The sequence below is a fragment of the Paenibacillus rhizoplanae genome (assembly GCF_042684125.1).
Taxonomy (GTDB): Bacteria; Bacillota; Bacilli; order Paenibacillales; family Paenibacillaceae; genus Paenibacillus_AQ; species Paenibacillus_AQ rhizoplanae.
This window is the reverse complement of the sequence record NZ_JBHUKY010000025.1, coordinates 1-17264: the sequence shown is the minus strand read 5'-3', so window position 1 is coordinate 17264 and position 17264 is coordinate 1. Positions and strand designations below refer to the sequence as shown.

Genomic DNA, 17264 nt, shown 5'->3' with positions numbered 1-17264 from the left:
GTTACTTTGAGTTACTTTGATTACCTTATATTATTTACCGATAAATTCCTGGACCCAGTAATTATTGTCGAAGCCAACACCGATATAGTTGAAATTCGCGCTCAGGATGTTAGCCTTATGACCCGGGCTGTTCATCCACGCCGTCATAACTTCCTGAGGGGTCTTCTGGCCCATAGCGATATTCTCGCCAGCCGCCTTATACGTAATGCCGAAGGCCGACATCATATCGAAAGGTGATCCGTAGGTCGGAGAAGTGTGTGAGAAATAGTTGTTCGAGCGCATGTCGGCAGCCTTCGCCGCAGCCACTTTGTTCAGGCTGTCCAATGCGGACACAGGGGCTAGTCCAGCTGCAGCGCGCTCTTTGTTCACCAGTGCGACTACTTGCTGTGTGTAGCTGGAGACGTTAGTACCAACCGCAGGAACTGTAGATGGAGCCGGGGCCGGGGTTACCACAGGCTTCGCAGTGGCAACGGGTGCCGGAGCTGGCTTAGCAGTAGCTACGGGTGCTGCTGTAGCCACTGGAGCTGCTGTGGCAACCGGCTTAGCCGGAGCTACCGGCTGTGCTGCCGGGGCAGCTGCAACTGGCGTTGTGTATACAAAGGTTTTAGTGACAGTGTACGTATTGCCATCAAGTACGAAAGTCTTCGAATTGTTCTGCGTGAAATACTCCATGAACTGTGCGAAATTCATATCTGATCCGGCTGCCGCAGGGGCACCGGCTGCTGCTGCGTTTGCTTGTAATGGAAGAGAAATGCCAAGCGCCATCACAGCGGCTACGCTTCCACCTATCACTCTTTTCAAAGTCTTGCTTTTCATTCTGCCATCTCCTTATTCTTTGTTGTGGTATCTCGTGCTGTCAGGGGTGTCGGTCCACAAATGTTACAAAGTTGTAATCTGTTCCTAAGTCATTGTAACACAAAACTATTAGCTGTGCACTTCTAAATTCTGTCATTTTATAGATTTTATAGATAGAAAGACTTGTCCCCTCCAGCAGCGGAAAATGAAAACAGCAATGCCGTCCTTTTCAGGACGGCTGTTGGTTCTACCCTATATATCGGCGCTTCCATCGCTCACTTTAATGAAAAGACTGCCAGAACTCCCCTTCGGTCGAAATCAGGCCCATAATCTCTGCATAGGGAATGCGGAAGGTTGGAAATCCTGCCGAGTACGGAGCAATCTCATAAGGGGCAAAGTACAGGTACAGCGCCTGCGCATCCACATAAAAGGGCTGATCAGCTGTAATGCCTTTATACGTGTCAGGGAAAACGTAGGAATACTGCGGATCATTTGCAATCTGCTTGCCGACAATGTCACTGAGCTTCTGCACATATTTGCTGCCGGGCTTGAACAGGTCGCTGAGCGTGTAGAATTTGCCGGTGCGCAGGTTGATATGCTCATAGATCCGGGTAGGCATACCATGTGCAGCGCCGAACGGGAAATGATAACCGCTGAGCTCCAGCACCAGCAGATTCTTGCGGAAGAAGGATACGGCGAAATCTCCCGTATAGCTGAAATCCTGCGTGCCTCCCCCCGTCCCCGCGCCGTAAGCGAGCGACAGGTTGCGCAGCTTGTCATTCACCGCCTTCGAGACCTCGGCAACCGCAATCCCTTCCACTACCGGATAATAGACCAGATAATCCCGGTTCGGCTTGTATTTCTTCTCCAGCACAGAGTACGGCGGTCTTAGCGGAATGACCCCGTTTTGCCGCCAGACCTGCTTGCCTTTACGGTCATAATAGGAGGTGCGCAGATCAATATCCGCACGGATCAGGCTGCCGCTGAAGGACAGAGATCCTGAGCCAGCGATGACCGGGGGCTGGGCGGCTTTTTTACCGCTGGTGTCAATAAAATACGTATCCTTGGCATCATACACCGACGCGAGCCCGTGCTGATAATTGTTCACGCCCAGCAGCGGGTGGGTGCTGAGAATTCTTCCGGTCAGCGCATCGGCTATAACATAGCTGGAGCCTCTGTAGGGCTGATCCGCATACAGCGGGGTCCCCAGCGCCACACGGTTCTCTCCCAGCTGCTGCACCTCATAATAGACGGCGGGAATAATCATTTTCCCCTGCTTGTCGATCAGACCGTAGGCGTTGCCGTAATCCGCAGCTGTGTTAATCACCGCACGGCCCTCCGAGAACGGCAAGGCTGCCGTATACTGCGGCTGGATAGCAATCGTACCGTCTGTGTGCAGATAACCGTATTTTCCATCCGCCGTCGCCTGAAAGGCCAGCAGCCCATCCCCCGGATACCCGACAAAAGCATGTTTGTACGTATGCAGCACCACGCCATGAAGATCAATCAGCGCATATTCCCCTTCGGCCACTTTGACTAGTGCAGTCCCGTTCGAGAAATCCCCGGCGTCCAGATAGACGGCTGGCAGCACCTCTTTACCCTGGGCATCCAGATACCCGTACAGCGAGATCCCCCCGGTAGTATTCTGCTTGGAGAACAACGCGCGGCCTTCGTGCAGCGAATTCAGATAGTCATAGCGCGCGGAAGTCACTTCTTTGCCTTTTTCATCAATAAAAGTGTAGCCCTTCGCATCCGACACCACGGCCCGCCCCTCGGAAAAAGGACCAATAAAATTATAGACCGGTTTGACCCGCTCCCGCCCGGAGCTGTCAATCAGACCGCTGACATTCCCGCGCTGCACCACCGCCAGTCCATTCTCCTGAAACTCCTCCGCATAATCATATCTCGGCTCAATCACGACCCGCCCGTCATTGTTGATGTATCCCCACAGCGTACCCTCTGTCAGCTTAAAAGGGGCCGGATGCAGCAGTTCTGCCCGCAGTCCTCCGCTGTCACCCGGAAGCACAATGAGCGCCTCCAGCGGCTTTTTGGAGTAGTCTACACGATATAACCCCGCCTCTGCGGGGATCGTCACGAACAGATCATCATCTGCGCGGATGAAATCCTCCTCCTGCTGCGGTATACCCTCGTTCCAGCCGATGCCGTCCCACCGCCATACCTCCGCCACAATCAGACCGTTGTCCGTTCCTTTTCCCAGCTCGTTCAGCTTAATCCTCAGCATTCAGTCGTTCTCCTTTACAAGGGCTTTTGCCTATAGAATATGAGAGTGGGGGGGAAAGGGTGTGCTTGGGCGTTAAAAAACAGAAAGGCGATGTCGTAACTGCGGTGAGTTTTGGGCTTCCGGCCGCTGTTGTCTCCCGATTTCCTGATTTAAACCGCTAATCGCGGTAGAAATCGGGAGACAAAGGCGGACGCTACCGCTCCTCCAGTCCAAAATCCCCTCCGTTACTGCTGCCTTTCTGTTGGTGAAAACACAAACACACCCTTTCGGAGGGTGTGTGCCGGGGATACAAGGGCTGCTTCGCCTGCCCTTGAAATCTGAGAATAATCCTTCTGCTGGGCGGGCAAAGGTTAAAAAAATCTATAAAGGATAGAAGCATACAACTCTATTCACCGGTCTGGATAAATACCTCCGCAAGCAACCGTGCTAAATCTGCCTGTTGCCTGTTATCTGATGGTAACTGCTTACCGCCTGCTCTCTGCCACCGACTGCTAATTACTGCCTACCGCCTGCTAACTGCTTACCTACGCTGTCAGTTTCCTGATTGCTAACTGCTTGTCTACCGCTGCCTGCCACCTGCCACTTACCCTCTGCCCTCTGCCGCCTCTGAAACTGAATAAAAACTGTTAAATTAGTTACGGGTAGCTGCGAAATCCTGCCCAAAATGCAATATTCGGCTTCCTCTACCGGCTTTAAACTAACATTGTTGTATGAAATGCAGCATTTGCCCGCCCACGAACCAATTAGAAGAGGAAATGTTGTAATTCGTGCAGCAACTTTCCCCAGTCCCCCTGTTCAAGAAAGCCTGAATTGCAATTATTGCAACAATTCACGATCAGGTGATAGGAGGAGCGGAAGGGAGTTTGGAACTGAAGGAGCGGAAGTGGCCGGAGGTCCGATACTCACCACCGCAGGCACGTGTAATCCAATGATTTGCAACGTTGCGACAAATCCGGGCAAGCCAAAAAGCGTTTGCGAGATACCGCAAACGCTCTTTGTCCTGCCTCCCCCACCCTTGGTGAGGTGATAGGAGTACCGGAGGGGATTTTGGAACTGGAGGAGCGAAGCGTACGCCTTTAGGTTTGGATTTCTACCGCGAACAGCGGTCCAAATCAGGAAATCCAAACCTAACAGCGGCTGGAAGTCCAAAATCCCCGCAGTTACGACTAATCACCGAACCCCACCTTATTTTTTCGATGAATATTTACGCATATCAAACGATACCGCAGCGATGATGATCAGGCCCTTGATAATCAGCTGGTAGTAAGGGCTGATGCCGATGAAGGTCAGGCCGTAGTTGATCAGGGTGAAGATGATAACCCCGACCAGGACGCCCGGCACGGTACCGATCCCGCCGGTAGTGGATACGCCGCCGACGACGCAGGCTGCGATGGCGTCAAGCTCGTACATGTTCCCGTAGTTGTTGGTAGCGCCGCCGGTTCTGGCTGCTTCAAGCACACCGGCCAGACCGTACAGGGCACCGGCGATGGCATAGATGTAGATCAGGTTCTTGGAGACGTTGATCCCGGATACCTTGGCTGCCTGCATGTTGCCGCCAATGGCGTACATGTTTTTGCCCAGCTTGGTTTTGTTGAACAGCACCCAGACGATCGCCGCGACTCCAAGGGCTATGAGTACGATGTACGGAATGGAATATTGGCCGCTGCCGATGAAGCCGGAGCCGATATCCGTGAAGTCTCGGCGCAGACCGCCGATCGGCTGCGATTGGTTAGGGTCCATATCGAAGTACAGGGAGTTCAGGCCGTATACGATCAGCATAGTGCCTAGTGTGGCGATGAAAGGCGGAACATTCAGCTTGGAGACGATAATCCCGTTGACGAGACCGCAGAGCAGACCGGCAACAATAGCAATCAAGATAGGCAGCCAGACCTGCACCTGTGGCAGATCGGGGAAGAAGCGGCGAGAGTAGTCTGGAATCTGCAGCATGGAAGCTGAGATAACAGCTGTGAAACCAACCACCCGGCCTGCCGACAAGTCGGTCCCGGCGGTGATCAGGATAAAGGCCACCCCGAGCGCAATAATCACGCGTGTGGAGGACTGAATCAGTACATCCCGCAAGGTGTTAATGGACATGAAGCTTGGCTCGTATATGATAATCCCCATGATCAGCAGTACCAGCACGATGTAGATAGCGTTTTGAGTCACGAAGGACTGCGCTCTTTTAATAGTCATAATTGTGTTCCTCCTTAATTGTTACGCGAAGTTTAAGCATTCGTTGCTAAGCTTCTTCAGCCTTGCAGCAGCCCTATGGTCTTCGCCGTCCTGTGAGTGTAGCTCCTGATTAATGCTGTGCAGCGAGACGCATCACTTCGGTTTCCGTAGCCTGCGCACCTTCGAGTATTCCTGTCAGCCGTCCTTCCGACATCACCATAACACGGTCAGACATCCCTAGCAGCTCGGGCATTTCCGAGGAGATCATGATGATGCTCTTCCCCTGCTTCGCCAGGTCGGCAATGATCGTATAGATTTCGAATTTCGCACCAACGTCAATCCCGCGTGTCGGCTCATCGAGCAGCAGCACCTCAGGCTCGGTCAGCAGCCATCTGGCCAGCAGCACCTTTTGCTGATTCCCGCCGGAGAGATTCATAATCTGCGTTTTGGTCGTAGGCGTCTTAGTGCGCAGCTTTTCAATCATTTTATCGACTTCAACCTTCTTCTTGCGGCCATTCAGCAGCAGATAAGGCGTCTTGTAGCGGTCAAGGTTGGCGATGGCGCCATTCTCATGCACAGACAGCACCGGGAAAATCCCCGTAGCGCGGCGCTCCTCGGTTAACAGGGCCAGCCCGTGTTTTTTGGCATCCTGCGGAGAGTTAATCTTCACCTTCTTGCCGTCAATCGAGATGGATCCGGATTTCACGGCGCGTAGTCCGAACAAGGCTTCAATCACCTCGGTCCGCTGTGCGCCTACCAGTCCGCCGATACCAAGAATCTCACCCCGTCTAAGCTCGAAGGAGACATCCTTGAAGGAACGCGGCTCCGGTGAAGTCAAGCCTTCCACTTTCATGAACACCTTACCTGGAACATTGGTGCGCTCCGGGAAACGGTTGGTCAGATCGCGCCCGACCATCTTGGAGATAATCAGGTCCGTGGTCAGTTCGGCCGAGGGCCAGGTGCCGATCTTTTTACCATCACGCATAATCGTCACTTCATCGGAAATCTCCAGGATTTCTTCCATTTTGTGAGATATATAGATAATAGCTACGCCTCTTTTTTGCAGGTCCCGGATGATCCGGAACAGATGCTCCACTTCCACGCTGGTTAAGGACGAGGTTGGCTCATCCATGACAATCACGCGGGAGTGAAAAGAGACCGCCTTCGCAATTTCGATGGATTGGATCTTGGATACGGACAGCTTGCCCACCAGTGTTTCGGGATTCAAATCGATATCCAGATCTTTGAATAAGTTTTCTGTGTCTGTGAACATTTTTTTGTGGTCAATGAACTGAAGCGGCCCGATGCCCTTGGTTGGAAAACGTCCCAGCCAGATGTTCTCCATCACGCTGCGGAAAGGTACAGGGTGCAGCTCCTGATGGATCATCGAGATGCCATGCTTCAGTGCTTCGCTCGAATTGGAGATGGAGGCCTTCTGGCCATCCAGGAAGATCTCACCGGCATCCGGTGAATAGATTCCAAAGAGACATTTCATCAGTGTGGACTTGCCTGCCCCGTTCTCGCCCATAAGTGCATGAACCGAGCCCGGACGAACCTTAATGCTGACTCCATCCAGCGCCTTCACGCCGGGAAATTCTTTGGTAATGCCGTTCATTTCCAGCAAAAATTCCGTATTTGCCATGTTGTTACGCCCCCTACGCTTTTTTTCTTTTTCCATGAGAGGCACAGCGGTTCCATCCTGCTCCCTACCCGTAAGGAATTCCGGAGAGCGCATTGCAGCGCCCTCCGGGACTGGTATCTATGATACGTATCTGTATCTGTAGCCTTGCACCTGTTAACGGATTATTGCGCGTCTGCTACGTTGTCTTTGGTAATCTTTTTGTAGGATATCCATACAAACTGGTTGTCTGTGATGTCGAAGCCTACGTTCTCTTTGGTTGGCGTTTCGCCTTTGGCCAGCAGAGTGGCCAGGGTAATCGCTGCTTTACCTTGGTTATTGGCATCGTTCAGTACGGTACCCAGCATCGTTCCATCCTGTAAAGCCTGAACCGCAGGAGCGGTTGCATCCACGCCTACAACCGGCATGTATTTGTCGCCGCTGAAGTAGCCTTGAGCCTTCAGAGCTTCGATTGCGCCGAGTGCCATGTCATCGTTGTTAGCAAGTACGGCTTCAATCTTGTCACCGTGGGAGCCGAGGAAGGCTGCCATTTTTTCCTGGCCTTTTACACGATCCCACATCGCGGTATCTTCAGCCAGCTTCTCTACCTTGATGCCGGCATCTTCGATCGCCTGAATGGAGAAGGTGGTCCGCAGCTCGGCATCCTGGTGTCCCGGTTCGCCCTTCAGCATGACATATTGCAGCACGCCGTCGCCGTTCTTGTCCGCTTCAGGGTGAGCCTTCCAGTAATCCACGATCAGCTGGCCGGACATGGTGCCGGACTCTTCGGCTTTCGCGCCTACATAGTAGACCTTATCCCATTTCTTCATATCTTCCGGCAGCGGCTCACGGTTCAGGAAGACCACCGGAATGTTAGCCGTTTTGGCTTTATCAATGATTACTCCAGCCGCAGTACGGTCCACCGGGTTGATCAGCATGCCGTTATATTTCTTGGTGATGAACAGATCCACCTTATCGTTTTGTGTAGGCTGGGAGTTCTGGCTGTCTACGATATCAACCGTGGCAATGCCCTTGGCAGCAGCGTCGATGGAGTTACGAACACCCGTCATGAACGTGTCGTCGAATTTGTAGATCGCTACACCGACCTTTGGAGTCTCAGCAGAACCGGAATTCTCTGTGTTAGCCGCAGTCCCTGTGTTAGCAGGATCAGCCGCCTTGTTATTGTTGCCGCCGCAGCCCGCGAGAGCAGCACCCAGCAATGCACTGGCAAGTAAAACGGAAGTGATTTTTTTCATGTCTAATTGACCTCCTGAGGATATTTCTTTATTTGGATGATCCCGGTGTGTCCCGGGTACATCCTTATTATGCCCTACGTGAAAACGGTTGCGAATATAAAATCCTACTCATTTTCATGAAAATTCTACTGTCCAAGCAGAAACGGCTTACCGTCCTTCAAGGGCTACCGGACAAACGGGAACAGCAGCTTCTGATTCTCAGGCCATAGCATATTCTCCAGATCGATGAGCTTGGTGCCGGTATCTACGCGTTCGGGAATGTCCATACCTTCAAGCGCCTCCACTGCATATTTCACCGCCAGATACCCGTTGCTGAACGGATTCTGGATCACGGTCGCCTGCACAGTGCCATCCTGAAGCGATTCCATCATGGAGGGCGAGCTGTCAAAAGCAATCATTTTCACACTATCCCTCTTAAGGCCCTGAATCACCCTCGCCGCACCCTGTGACGCAATTTCATTCAGAGTGGCAATGCCGCGCAGCTTGGGATACTTATTCAGCATCTCCCGGGTCAGATTTTCGGCGTCGGAGGTGCTGGAGGAGGTGTAGGCGATTTGTACCACTTTGACGTTAGGGTAACGGGCGGCATAATTCAGAAAACCCTTTTCCCGCTCATCTGCATCCCGCGCACCATAGTCGATACTGCCAGTTTTGCCGGAGTCCGGGGTAAGCGACGAATTGGTGAAGTTAATGATCCCGATCTCGCCATAGCCCCCCAGCAGCTGAATCAGCCGCTCGGCGGACTTCTGTCCGGCCTCGTAGCCGTTCGAACCCACATAAGAACGAACCTTGGCCGAGCCGACCTCCGCATCGACTGAGATCACCGGAATTCTGGAATACGCCGCCTGGTCCACGACCTGCGCCAGTCCCATATAGCTGCTGGCCGCGAGTATAACCACATCCGCCTTCTCCTTGATGGACTCCTCCACCATAACAACTTGCTCCTCAATATCACTCTCCGAATCCGGCGCTTTGAAGGTCAGATTGACATTGAATTCCTTCGCCGCAGCCTCTGCTCCGAGCTTCAGGGTGTTCCAGTAATCCCCTTTGTTCATCTTGACAATCAGGTGGATATTCCGCGTCTTGCTGGTGCTGATATAGGCTGGCGAGGCATTGAAGCAAGAGGACACAGAGATCCACAGCACTCCGCACAGCAGCACGGTGAGCCATACACGCAGGCTTTTCACAGGTTCATCTCCTCCTTCTGCTCATCCATAACCTCTCCCGCCGGGAGGGCCGGGAATACAATCGTAACAACCGTCCCCTCCTCCAGCTCACTCTGAAAAGCAAGCCCGTACTCCCGCCCGTAATACAGGCCGATCCGTTCGTGCACATTCCTGACACCGACTCCTGATCCGCTGGTGCTTTTGACGCTTCCGCTTAGAATGCCGTTCATCGTCTCCTTGGTCATTCCGAGGCCGTTGTCGCTGACCCGGAGGGTAACAAGCCCGTCCTGAAGCCCGGCGGTGATCGAGATCAGCCCCTCGTCCGGCAGCATTTCGATCCCGTGATAGAGCGCGTTCTCTACGATAGGCTGCAGAATCAGCTTGATCGTCTGACACTCTAGGACTTCCTCCTGCGCCGCGATCTCATAACGGAATTTATTCTTGAAGCGGAAGCTCTGAATCACCAGGTAATGGCGGATGTGGTCCAGCTCTTCCTGGATGGTGATAATGTTCTTGCCTTTGCTCAGGCTGATGCGGAAGAATTTCGAGAGCGACTGGATCATGGTGACGACTTCATCCGTTTTGCCGCGTTCTGCCAGCCGGATGACCGAATTCAGCGTATTGTACAGAAAATGCGGGTTGATCTGCGATTGCAGCACCTCAAGCTCGCCCTTACGCTTCGTCTCCTGCTCATAAATGATCTGCTCCATCAGCTGGCGGATACGCTGGAGCATCATATTGAAGCGCTTCGACAGCTGTTCTACCTCATAGGCTCCGCTGACGTTAATCGGCGTATTCAGATCCCCCTCCGCCACCTGCTTCACGGTACGCTCCAGCTTGCGGATCGGGCTGGCAATCAGCCAGGACAGGAAGACCGACACCGCAATCACACAGACCAGCACCACCCCAAGAAACCACGCCAGGAACTGATTCAGATCGCGTTTGGTGGTCACAATCTCATCGTAATAAGCGACCCCGACGATCTTCCAGCCGGTCTGCGCCAGTGTACGCACGGTAATAAACCGCTTCTCTCCGGTCGATTCATCCAGATAGCTGCGGTAGGCATATTCCAGCACCGGCTCCACGTTCTCATACTTCAGCCCGGCATAGATGAGCTGCTGCTGGGGATGGTAGACGATATTGCCGAGCGGATCGAGGATGTAGGCGTAGCCTCTTTTTCCCAGCTTGACCTGCTTGCTGAGCTGATCAATCGTTCTGAAGTTGAAATCCAGCAGCAGCACACCGGTTCTCAGCTCCCCGTTCTCCCTGTATTGAATCAGCTTGGAGATGGAGACCACCCAGGTATATCTGCCCTTGAACAGATTCTGGATATGCGGGGCGGAATAGGAGATCTCCGAGGTACGCTTGGCTGTGGTGAACCAGCTCTGGCTCTCCAGCTGAGTGTTCAGGCGCATCGTCTGCCCCGGCGTTCCTACGACATACTTCCCCTGCGGGGTAAAAACAGCCACGGACACCAGATCCTCACGGCTGCTCATCAGTGTATCCATCCGTTCATAGAGCAGCGGGGAATCAATGGAGGGCGTAGAGGTAATCTGCTTCTCGGCGGTCGCAAAAATACTGCCCATCCCCTTCACATACAGCTCCAGGTTATAGTTCACCTGCTCGATGATCTGCTGCATGTTGAGATTGGCATTCTCCTCCGCCGTGTTGGCGAACTTGCCGTACAGCAGCACACTGACGATCACGGCCACCGCCGCAGTCACCGCCATGAACGTCAGCGTAATAATCAGCTGAATACTCCGCAGCTTCGAGGACAGACGCAGCCTGCCGCTCTTGCGGGACCCCGGCCGCAACGGGAAGAAATAACCCTTGGGCTTGTTCATGGCTATTCTCCCCGTGCGCTGTTCTTATACTCTTTGGGGGATTGTCCGTATTTCTTGCGGAAGCAGAAGCTGAAATAGTTCGGGTCGGCAAACCCGATCCGCTCGGCGATCTCGAACGCCTTCAGCTCGGTTGCGCGCAGCAATTCCTTCGCAGCCTCCAGCCGGATCTGTAACAGATAGCTGACGAAGGTCATCTTCATTTCTTTTTTGAAAATGCTGCTGAAATAGCCTGTGCTGATATGCAGATGCTGGCATACCCTGCCGATGGACATATCGGATTCTTCATAGTGGCTGCGGATAAATTCCTTAGCCTGGTCTATGAGCTGCTTGTAGCTCGACTGGCGCTCCGAAGCGATGGAATCCATCAGCCGGCTGCATACGGTAATAATCCACTGCCGGGCTTCTTCCAGGTTGTTGAATTTGTTCATATCGCTTAGCGAGGTCAGGCCGGGTCCGATAAAATCATACGTTCCGCTCCCGGATTCCTTCGCCACCCGCAGAATGGAGGTGATGATCTCCAACAGGAAGATCTGATAATCCTGCGCCGAGACCTGCTCCGTATCCAGTCCCCGGAACAACTCGTCCACTACTTCGCGCAGCTCCTGGACGGTGCCCAGCTTGATCGTGCGGATCAGCGACTGTTGGGTCAGCTCGTCATAATCCAGCATCCGGCTGGACCGCGATTCCACATCCTCAATCCAGATGACCCGGTTGTTGCCGAGGATCAGCCGGTAATCAAGCGCTTGCAGCGCATCCCCGAAGGAATGGAACAGCATGGACGGTGCCTTACATACGGTTCCGGCCCCGGCGGTTACGGTAAGTTTCAGGAAGCGCTGCACATTCTGGCAGATCTCTTCGAGAATGGCGAAGGTACTGGCGGTAATGTCGCTCTCCTCTGGACTCTGGCTGACCGAGAGCAGCACAACATCATCCCGGTGGATGAATACCTTACCGAAGCTATGCTTCTGGCAGATCTCCTCCGCTATGTTCAGCACAGCATAGAGCTGAAGATTACGGTCTCCGGTATCCCGCAGGGAGACGGGACGGCCCTCTTGAAGCCCGGACGAACGGTCCTGGCGGATATAATCGATGCTGATTACAGAGGACTGGAACAATTCACCGGTGAGGGGGATGCCGTACTCTGTGCTTTTCTCAGCGATCTCTGCGGAGCGCAGACGGCGGGACACCAAGGTGGAGAGGAACTGCTCGCGCAAGACTGGCAGGCTCTTACGGTAATGCTCGCTCAGCACGAACACATTCTCCTTCTCGGCAATCTCGGTCTCGATCGTGGCGCGAACCTTAAGCAGAACATCAATCAGCTCTTGGGACGAGAAAGGCTTCAGGATATATTCATCAATCTGCAGCTTAATCGCCTTCTGGGCGTATTCAAATTCATCATAGCCGGTCAGAATGATAATCTTCGTATTCGGATGGCGGCTGCGTATCCATTCTGCGAGCTGCAGGCCATTCATGAAGGGCATCTGGATATCGGTAACGACCACATCCGGCAGCAGCCGGTCGATCGCATCTGCCGCCTCCCGCCCGTTCTCGGCCTGTTCAACGACCTCGAAGCCGTACTGCTCCCAGTCAATCTGGGCGATAATGCCTTCTCTTACATCTTCCTCGTCTTCGGCGAGTATTAATTTGTACATGCGTCATCCCTCTTCGGATAGGATATGGAGTTTCACAGAACAATAATAGCTGATTCAAATGGCCCAATCTATGGTTAAATAGACAGGGCTGCGGATCACGGGGGGCACTATAGTGACAGAGATAGTGACACATATAGTGGCATTAATAGTGACTGATTTAGTGATAACTGTAGTGATATAGGAGCAATTTACTATATAGCGTTGCCTGATATAACGCAAGCGGAAATTATGTACATAGGTTAGGGCACTTAAGATTAGGACATTCAAGATTAGAACTCAAAGCTTGGTCGTCGCTGCGGTGAACATTTGGCCCTCCGGCCGCTGTCCCGTTTGGATTTCTTCATTTAAACCGCTTTTAGCGGTAGAAATCCAAACACAGCTTTTGCTTACGATGCGAGCTTTCCTTCGGAAAGCTTTCAGTCGGGCGCTAAAATAAGTGCTACTTACTATAATCAACAAGTGGATTTTGTACACTTAATTTGATTATTTTAACCATTCAAGCTATTTTAAGTGGAAAAATTACATTTATTTCTGTGGATTTGCTCATAACACGGGGAATGCGGATGGATAGATGTACTTTTTCAACTGCTAGTCTGGATACGGGAATTTGGGGTGAAATAGATGCTCTTTTTCCACTAGATTCCGGGGGGAGCCTCGGGGAGAAGGCTTAAGAGGAACGGGGAGCATTCCAGACCAGCGGCGGCTTTACCGCACTATCTCCAAAAAAAACCATCCCGATTACGCCGGGATGGGGATGTTCGGTTACACGTATAGGATTATAGCAGGGCTTTGTTGAAGCGGTAGCCTGTTGTCTTTTCAAAGCCGATATGGCGGTAAAACGCATGTGCAGGTGCACGTTCAACGCGGTTGCCGCTCCGCAAGAACAGCTGGCAGCAGCCCTGATGGCGAGCCCATTCTTCCGCTGCAGCTACGAGTCTTTTGCCAAGGCCTTGTCCTCTAAGCTCCTCAGATACGATTAGCGCGGTGATCTCCGTAATACAATCGGCATGCTTGTAGTAGGACTTCACCTGCCGTAAACCGATCATTCCCACAACTTCGTTATTGAGCTCTGCGACCAGGGTGCAGTGGAACGGATCATGCTCCATGCCTTCCATTCTCTCTTTCATCACGCTAAGCGTTGTCGGATAGCCGAATTCACGCAAAAGGGCTGTCACTCTCTCCAGATCATTCATGCCGCATTTGCGAATTTGCAGTACCTGCTCCTGAGTACTACTGTTCATCCTTGTATACCTCCACTTGTAGCTTAGACGCAGCCTGCTTGGCCGTCATCCGCGCGATTTCAACATCTTCCGCTGAACTGAGTGTTACTGCCACCCGCCGTCCAGGGCGGATCTCCGGCTTGCCGAATATCCGGACCTGCGTGCGGGGAAGGGCCAACGCCTCTTCAATCCCGGTCACAGCAAAAGCTTGTCCGGCTCCATCAGACTTCAGGGTGGCCGAAGCTCCCGGTGTCAACAAACGTACCGCTTCCAGCGGAAATCCAAGAATGGCTCTGACATGCAGAGCAAATTCCGACAAATCCTGCGTAATCATTGTAACCATACCTGTGTCATGCGGCCGGGGGGACACTTCACTGAACAGAACCCCATCGGCTGTGAGGAAGAGCTCCACACCAAAAATTCCATACCCGCCAAGCTGATCGGTAACCTTCCGGGCGATGGCCTCAGCCTCTTCCAGCTGCGCCCCGCTCATCTGATGCGGCTGCCAGGACTCCACATAATCGCCATCCTGCTGGATGTGGCCAATCGGCGGGCAGAACACGGTTCCGCTAACCGAACGGACAGTAAGCAGTGTGATCTCGCTCTCAAACGTGACAAAGGCTTCCACGATGACGCGTGTTCCTTTGGCACGTGCGCCTTCAAGCGCCGTATTCCAGCAGCCCTCCGCATCCTCAGGTGTCCTGCACACACTCTGGCCTTTGCCGGAAGAGCTCATGATGGGCTTAATGACACAAGGTGTTCCCAGCTCCAGCACGGCCTGGCGCAGTTCATCCAGACTGTCAGCGAACCGATAGGCGGCTGTAGGCAAGCCCAGCTCTTCTGCTGCCAGACGGCGGATGCCTTCGCGGTCCATGGTCAGCCGTGCAGCGCGGGCAGTAGGTACTACATGAAACCCTTCTTCCTCGAGCTCCACGAGTGCCCCGGTAGCAATAGCTTCAATCTCCGGTACAATCAAATCGGGCTTCTCTGCACGGATAAGCTGCTTCAGTGCCTCTGCATCCAGCATGTCCAGTACATAAGAGCGGTGGGCCACGCCCATCGCGGGTGCCGCCTCATAACGATCCACAGCTACGGTCTCTACGCCAAGGCGCTGAGCTTCGATAATGACTTCCTTACCCAGTTCACCGCTGCCAAGCAGCAGCAGCTTTTTACTCCGGGCTGTTAAAGGAGCTCCCCACATTGTCGACTCCAACCTCTTTCCGCAAATTTGTCTGCTGACTTCTCTGTTTCTGTAAATTGTCGCAGTTTGATTGTAAATTTTCAGTCTTCTTTATTTTCATCCATCATCCACCAGATTGCAAGCATTCTTCGACATTTTCCTACAAACTTCACAGATGGCTGTTCAAAAGACAAGTGAAAACGGTTTATCAAGTGAAACCTATACATTATATTTCGACGAAAGTCTGCTCCTGAAGCCGTAATTCTTCGGCGATCCGGCCCCAATGCTGCGCACCATCACCCCCTTTCAGCAGCGCCGACATGGCTGCCTCCTGTTCAGACAGGCCTTCACGCAGCCGGTCTGCGGCATGGGATAAGGCCACTGCGGCTGCATCGGTATAGAATGTCAACAGAGAGTCCTCCTGTCCTTGCACTGCCGCCGCCACAACTTCTTTGAACCACGGTTCGGCAGCCGCGCGGATCTCTACCCGGCCCGGTCCCTCGAAGAAGTGGCGGGGAGATCTGAAGCGGCTCCACAGTCCGGCCCAATCCAGCGGAGCCAGAACGCAGTCCAGCTTCGCCGGTGCCGGCCAGCGCTCATCCGGATTCTCCAGCAGCTGAAGCTCCTGATCCGGGATGGACAGACCGGCTGCGGCCGCTATGGCCGCCTGGGTCACGAATCTGCGCCCTGCCGACTCCAGCCGCAGGGTCGTTGCCCACAGCTCCTGTTCCAGTTCACGCAGAATACTGCGCTCCAGCTCCCGCCCGCAGGCGATGAAGATGTCCTTCAGGTTCCCTCCGTCTTCCCGGAGAATGGAAGGATGGAAGGACTCCTGGAAGGAACGCCCGAAGGAAAAGGCAATCCGCTGCCGGACATGATAGAGCAGCTCCGCACCTTCACGGCGCAGGTCCCGGAGCGGCCGGTCTTCCTGCTCAAGCGCGGCCAGCCGCAGATTTGCCGCTTCCCGGCGCTGCCGGAACTGCTTCATCCCTTCCTCCTGCTGGTTCGCCTCCATCAGCGCAAGGCGTTGCCATTCTTCGGCGCGCCCACGCACCGAGCTTAGACTGTCCTTGGCCGCTGCCAGGGACAATCCCGGCAGCTCCTCACCGGCAAATTCGGAGAGTGCGGCTTCAAAGCCGCCGAACCCGGAGGCCTCATAGGCCTCCCGCGCTCCGCTTGATTTGCCCTCCAGCGCAAGCAGGCTGGACACACTGTAGATCCGCGGTGAGGTCAGGCCACCGGCCCGCAGATTTTGCGCCACATGCTGCTTCACCTCTTCAAGCTCCGCCTCATCCGCTGCGAGGTCTGAGGCGTTGATGATGAAGAACATTTTGTCAAGCGCGAAGCTGTCCTTGATTCTGCCCAGCTGGGCAAGCAGGCTGCGGTCAGCCTTGGAGAAGGCGTGGTTATAGTAGGTCACGAAGCAGATGGCATCGGCGTTCTTCATGTAGCCAAAGGTTACACCGGTGTGCCGGGCATGTAAGGAATCCGCACCTGGCGTGTCCACCAGTACAATCCCGCTCCGAGTCAGCGGACTGTCATAATACAGGTCCGTGCTCTGCACGAAGCAGGCGCGTTTCTCGTCTGCAACCAGGCTGCGGTACTCCGCCAGGCTGACCGTCCGCTCTGTTCCGAGCAGCGGACGGGATTCCTCCCATCCGGCGGCAGCTGCCCGCAGGAAGCCGGCATGCGGCAGCGCGGACGGATGGAGCCCTCCGGTCTGCAGCCGCGCCACGGCTGCGGTCCACGAGTCGTGCTGCGGCGGCGCCAGCTGCAGCACGCTGAAGGAATGGAGGATGTCCTCCCAGACCTCCTCCGCCCGCTTCATGGTGATGGACGCCGTCCCATGGGCGAAGCCGCCCTCCGGCGCCAGAATCCGCCCGACGGCAGCCGTTGCCGGATGCGGCGACACGGGCAGCACCTCTTCGCCCAGCAGGGCATTGGCGAAGGAGGATTTGCCGGCGCTGAACGCTCCGAACAGCGCCATCGTGAAGCGGCCGCCGGCGAGGTCCTCCGCCCGCGCCGCCAGGCTGCGCGCGGCCGAGGCCATGGCCGGCTCGCTCCGCAGCACCCCGGCCGCCGCGTGCAGCGCCGCTGCGGCCTGCGTCAGCCGGCGGCG

Annotated in this window: 11 protein-coding genes; all 11 read right to left on the bottom strand. The window is 54.3% G+C overall.

Features of this window, described 5'->3' with window-relative positions; translation table 11 throughout:
• Positions 1-30: 30 nt before the first annotated feature.
• Positions 31-816 (bottom strand): CAP domain-containing protein, encoded by a 786-nt coding sequence (locus ACFSX3_RS15495; RefSeq protein ID WP_209993078.1) that lies wholly within the window; start codon positions 814-816, stop codon positions 31-33.
• 259 nt (positions 817-1075) lie between these two features.
• The gene (locus ACFSX3_RS15490) at positions 1076-3037 is read right to left on the bottom strand and encodes a WG repeat-containing protein (protein ID WP_209993077.1); all 1962 of its coding nucleotides are present in this window, start codon (positions 3035-3037) and stop codon (positions 1076-1078) included.
• Positions 3038-4222: 1185 nt separating this feature from the next.
• Entirely contained in the window at positions 4223-5230 is a 1008-nt protein-coding gene (gene mglC / locus ACFSX3_RS15485; protein WP_036700737.1) for a galactose/methyl galactoside ABC transporter permease MglC, read from the bottom strand.
• A gap of 109 nt (positions 5231-5339) precedes the next feature.
• Entirely contained in the window at positions 5340-6851 is a 1512-nt protein-coding gene (locus tag ACFSX3_RS15480) for a sugar ABC transporter ATP-binding protein (protein ID WP_209993076.1), read from the bottom strand.
• A gap of 161 nt (positions 6852-7012) precedes the next feature.
• Positions 7013-8083 carry a galactose ABC transporter substrate-binding protein gene (locus ACFSX3_RS15475; protein ID WP_209993075.1) on the bottom strand — a complete coding sequence of 357 codons (1071 nt, stop codon included), beginning with the start codon at positions 8081-8083 and terminating at the stop codon, positions 7013-7015.
• Positions 8084-8247: 164 nt separating this feature from the next.
• Positions 8248-9270, bottom strand: coding sequence for a substrate-binding domain-containing protein (locus tag ACFSX3_RS15470; protein ID WP_209993074.1), 1023 nt, complete (start codon positions 9268-9270; stop codon positions 8248-8250).
• Entirely contained in the window at positions 9267-11093 is a 1827-nt protein-coding gene (locus ACFSX3_RS15465) for a sensor histidine kinase (protein ID WP_209993073.1), read from the bottom strand. Before ACFSX3_RS15465 ends, ACFSX3_RS15470 begins: the two co-directional genes overlap by 4 nt.
• A gap of 2 nt (positions 11094-11095) precedes the next feature.
• Complete coding sequence (locus ACFSX3_RS15460) at positions 11096-12745, bottom strand: response regulator (protein WP_209993072.1); 1650 nt, start codon at positions 12743-12745, stop codon at positions 11096-11098.
• Positions 12746-13521: 776 nt separating this feature from the next.
• Entirely contained in the window at positions 13522-13986 is a 465-nt protein-coding gene (locus tag ACFSX3_RS15455) for a GNAT family N-acetyltransferase (RefSeq protein ID WP_209993071.1), read from the bottom strand.
• Complete coding sequence (purT, locus tag ACFSX3_RS15450) at positions 13976-15166, bottom strand: formate-dependent phosphoribosylglycinamide formyltransferase (protein WP_209993140.1); 1191 nt, start codon at positions 15164-15166, stop codon at positions 13976-13978. The genes ACFSX3_RS15455 and purT overlap by 11 nt, the downstream gene beginning before the upstream one ends.
• 205 nt (positions 15167-15371) lie before the next feature.
• The coding region (locus ACFSX3_RS15445; protein WP_379313003.1) for a dynamin family protein at positions 15372-17264 on the bottom strand (1893 nt) is incomplete at its 5' end.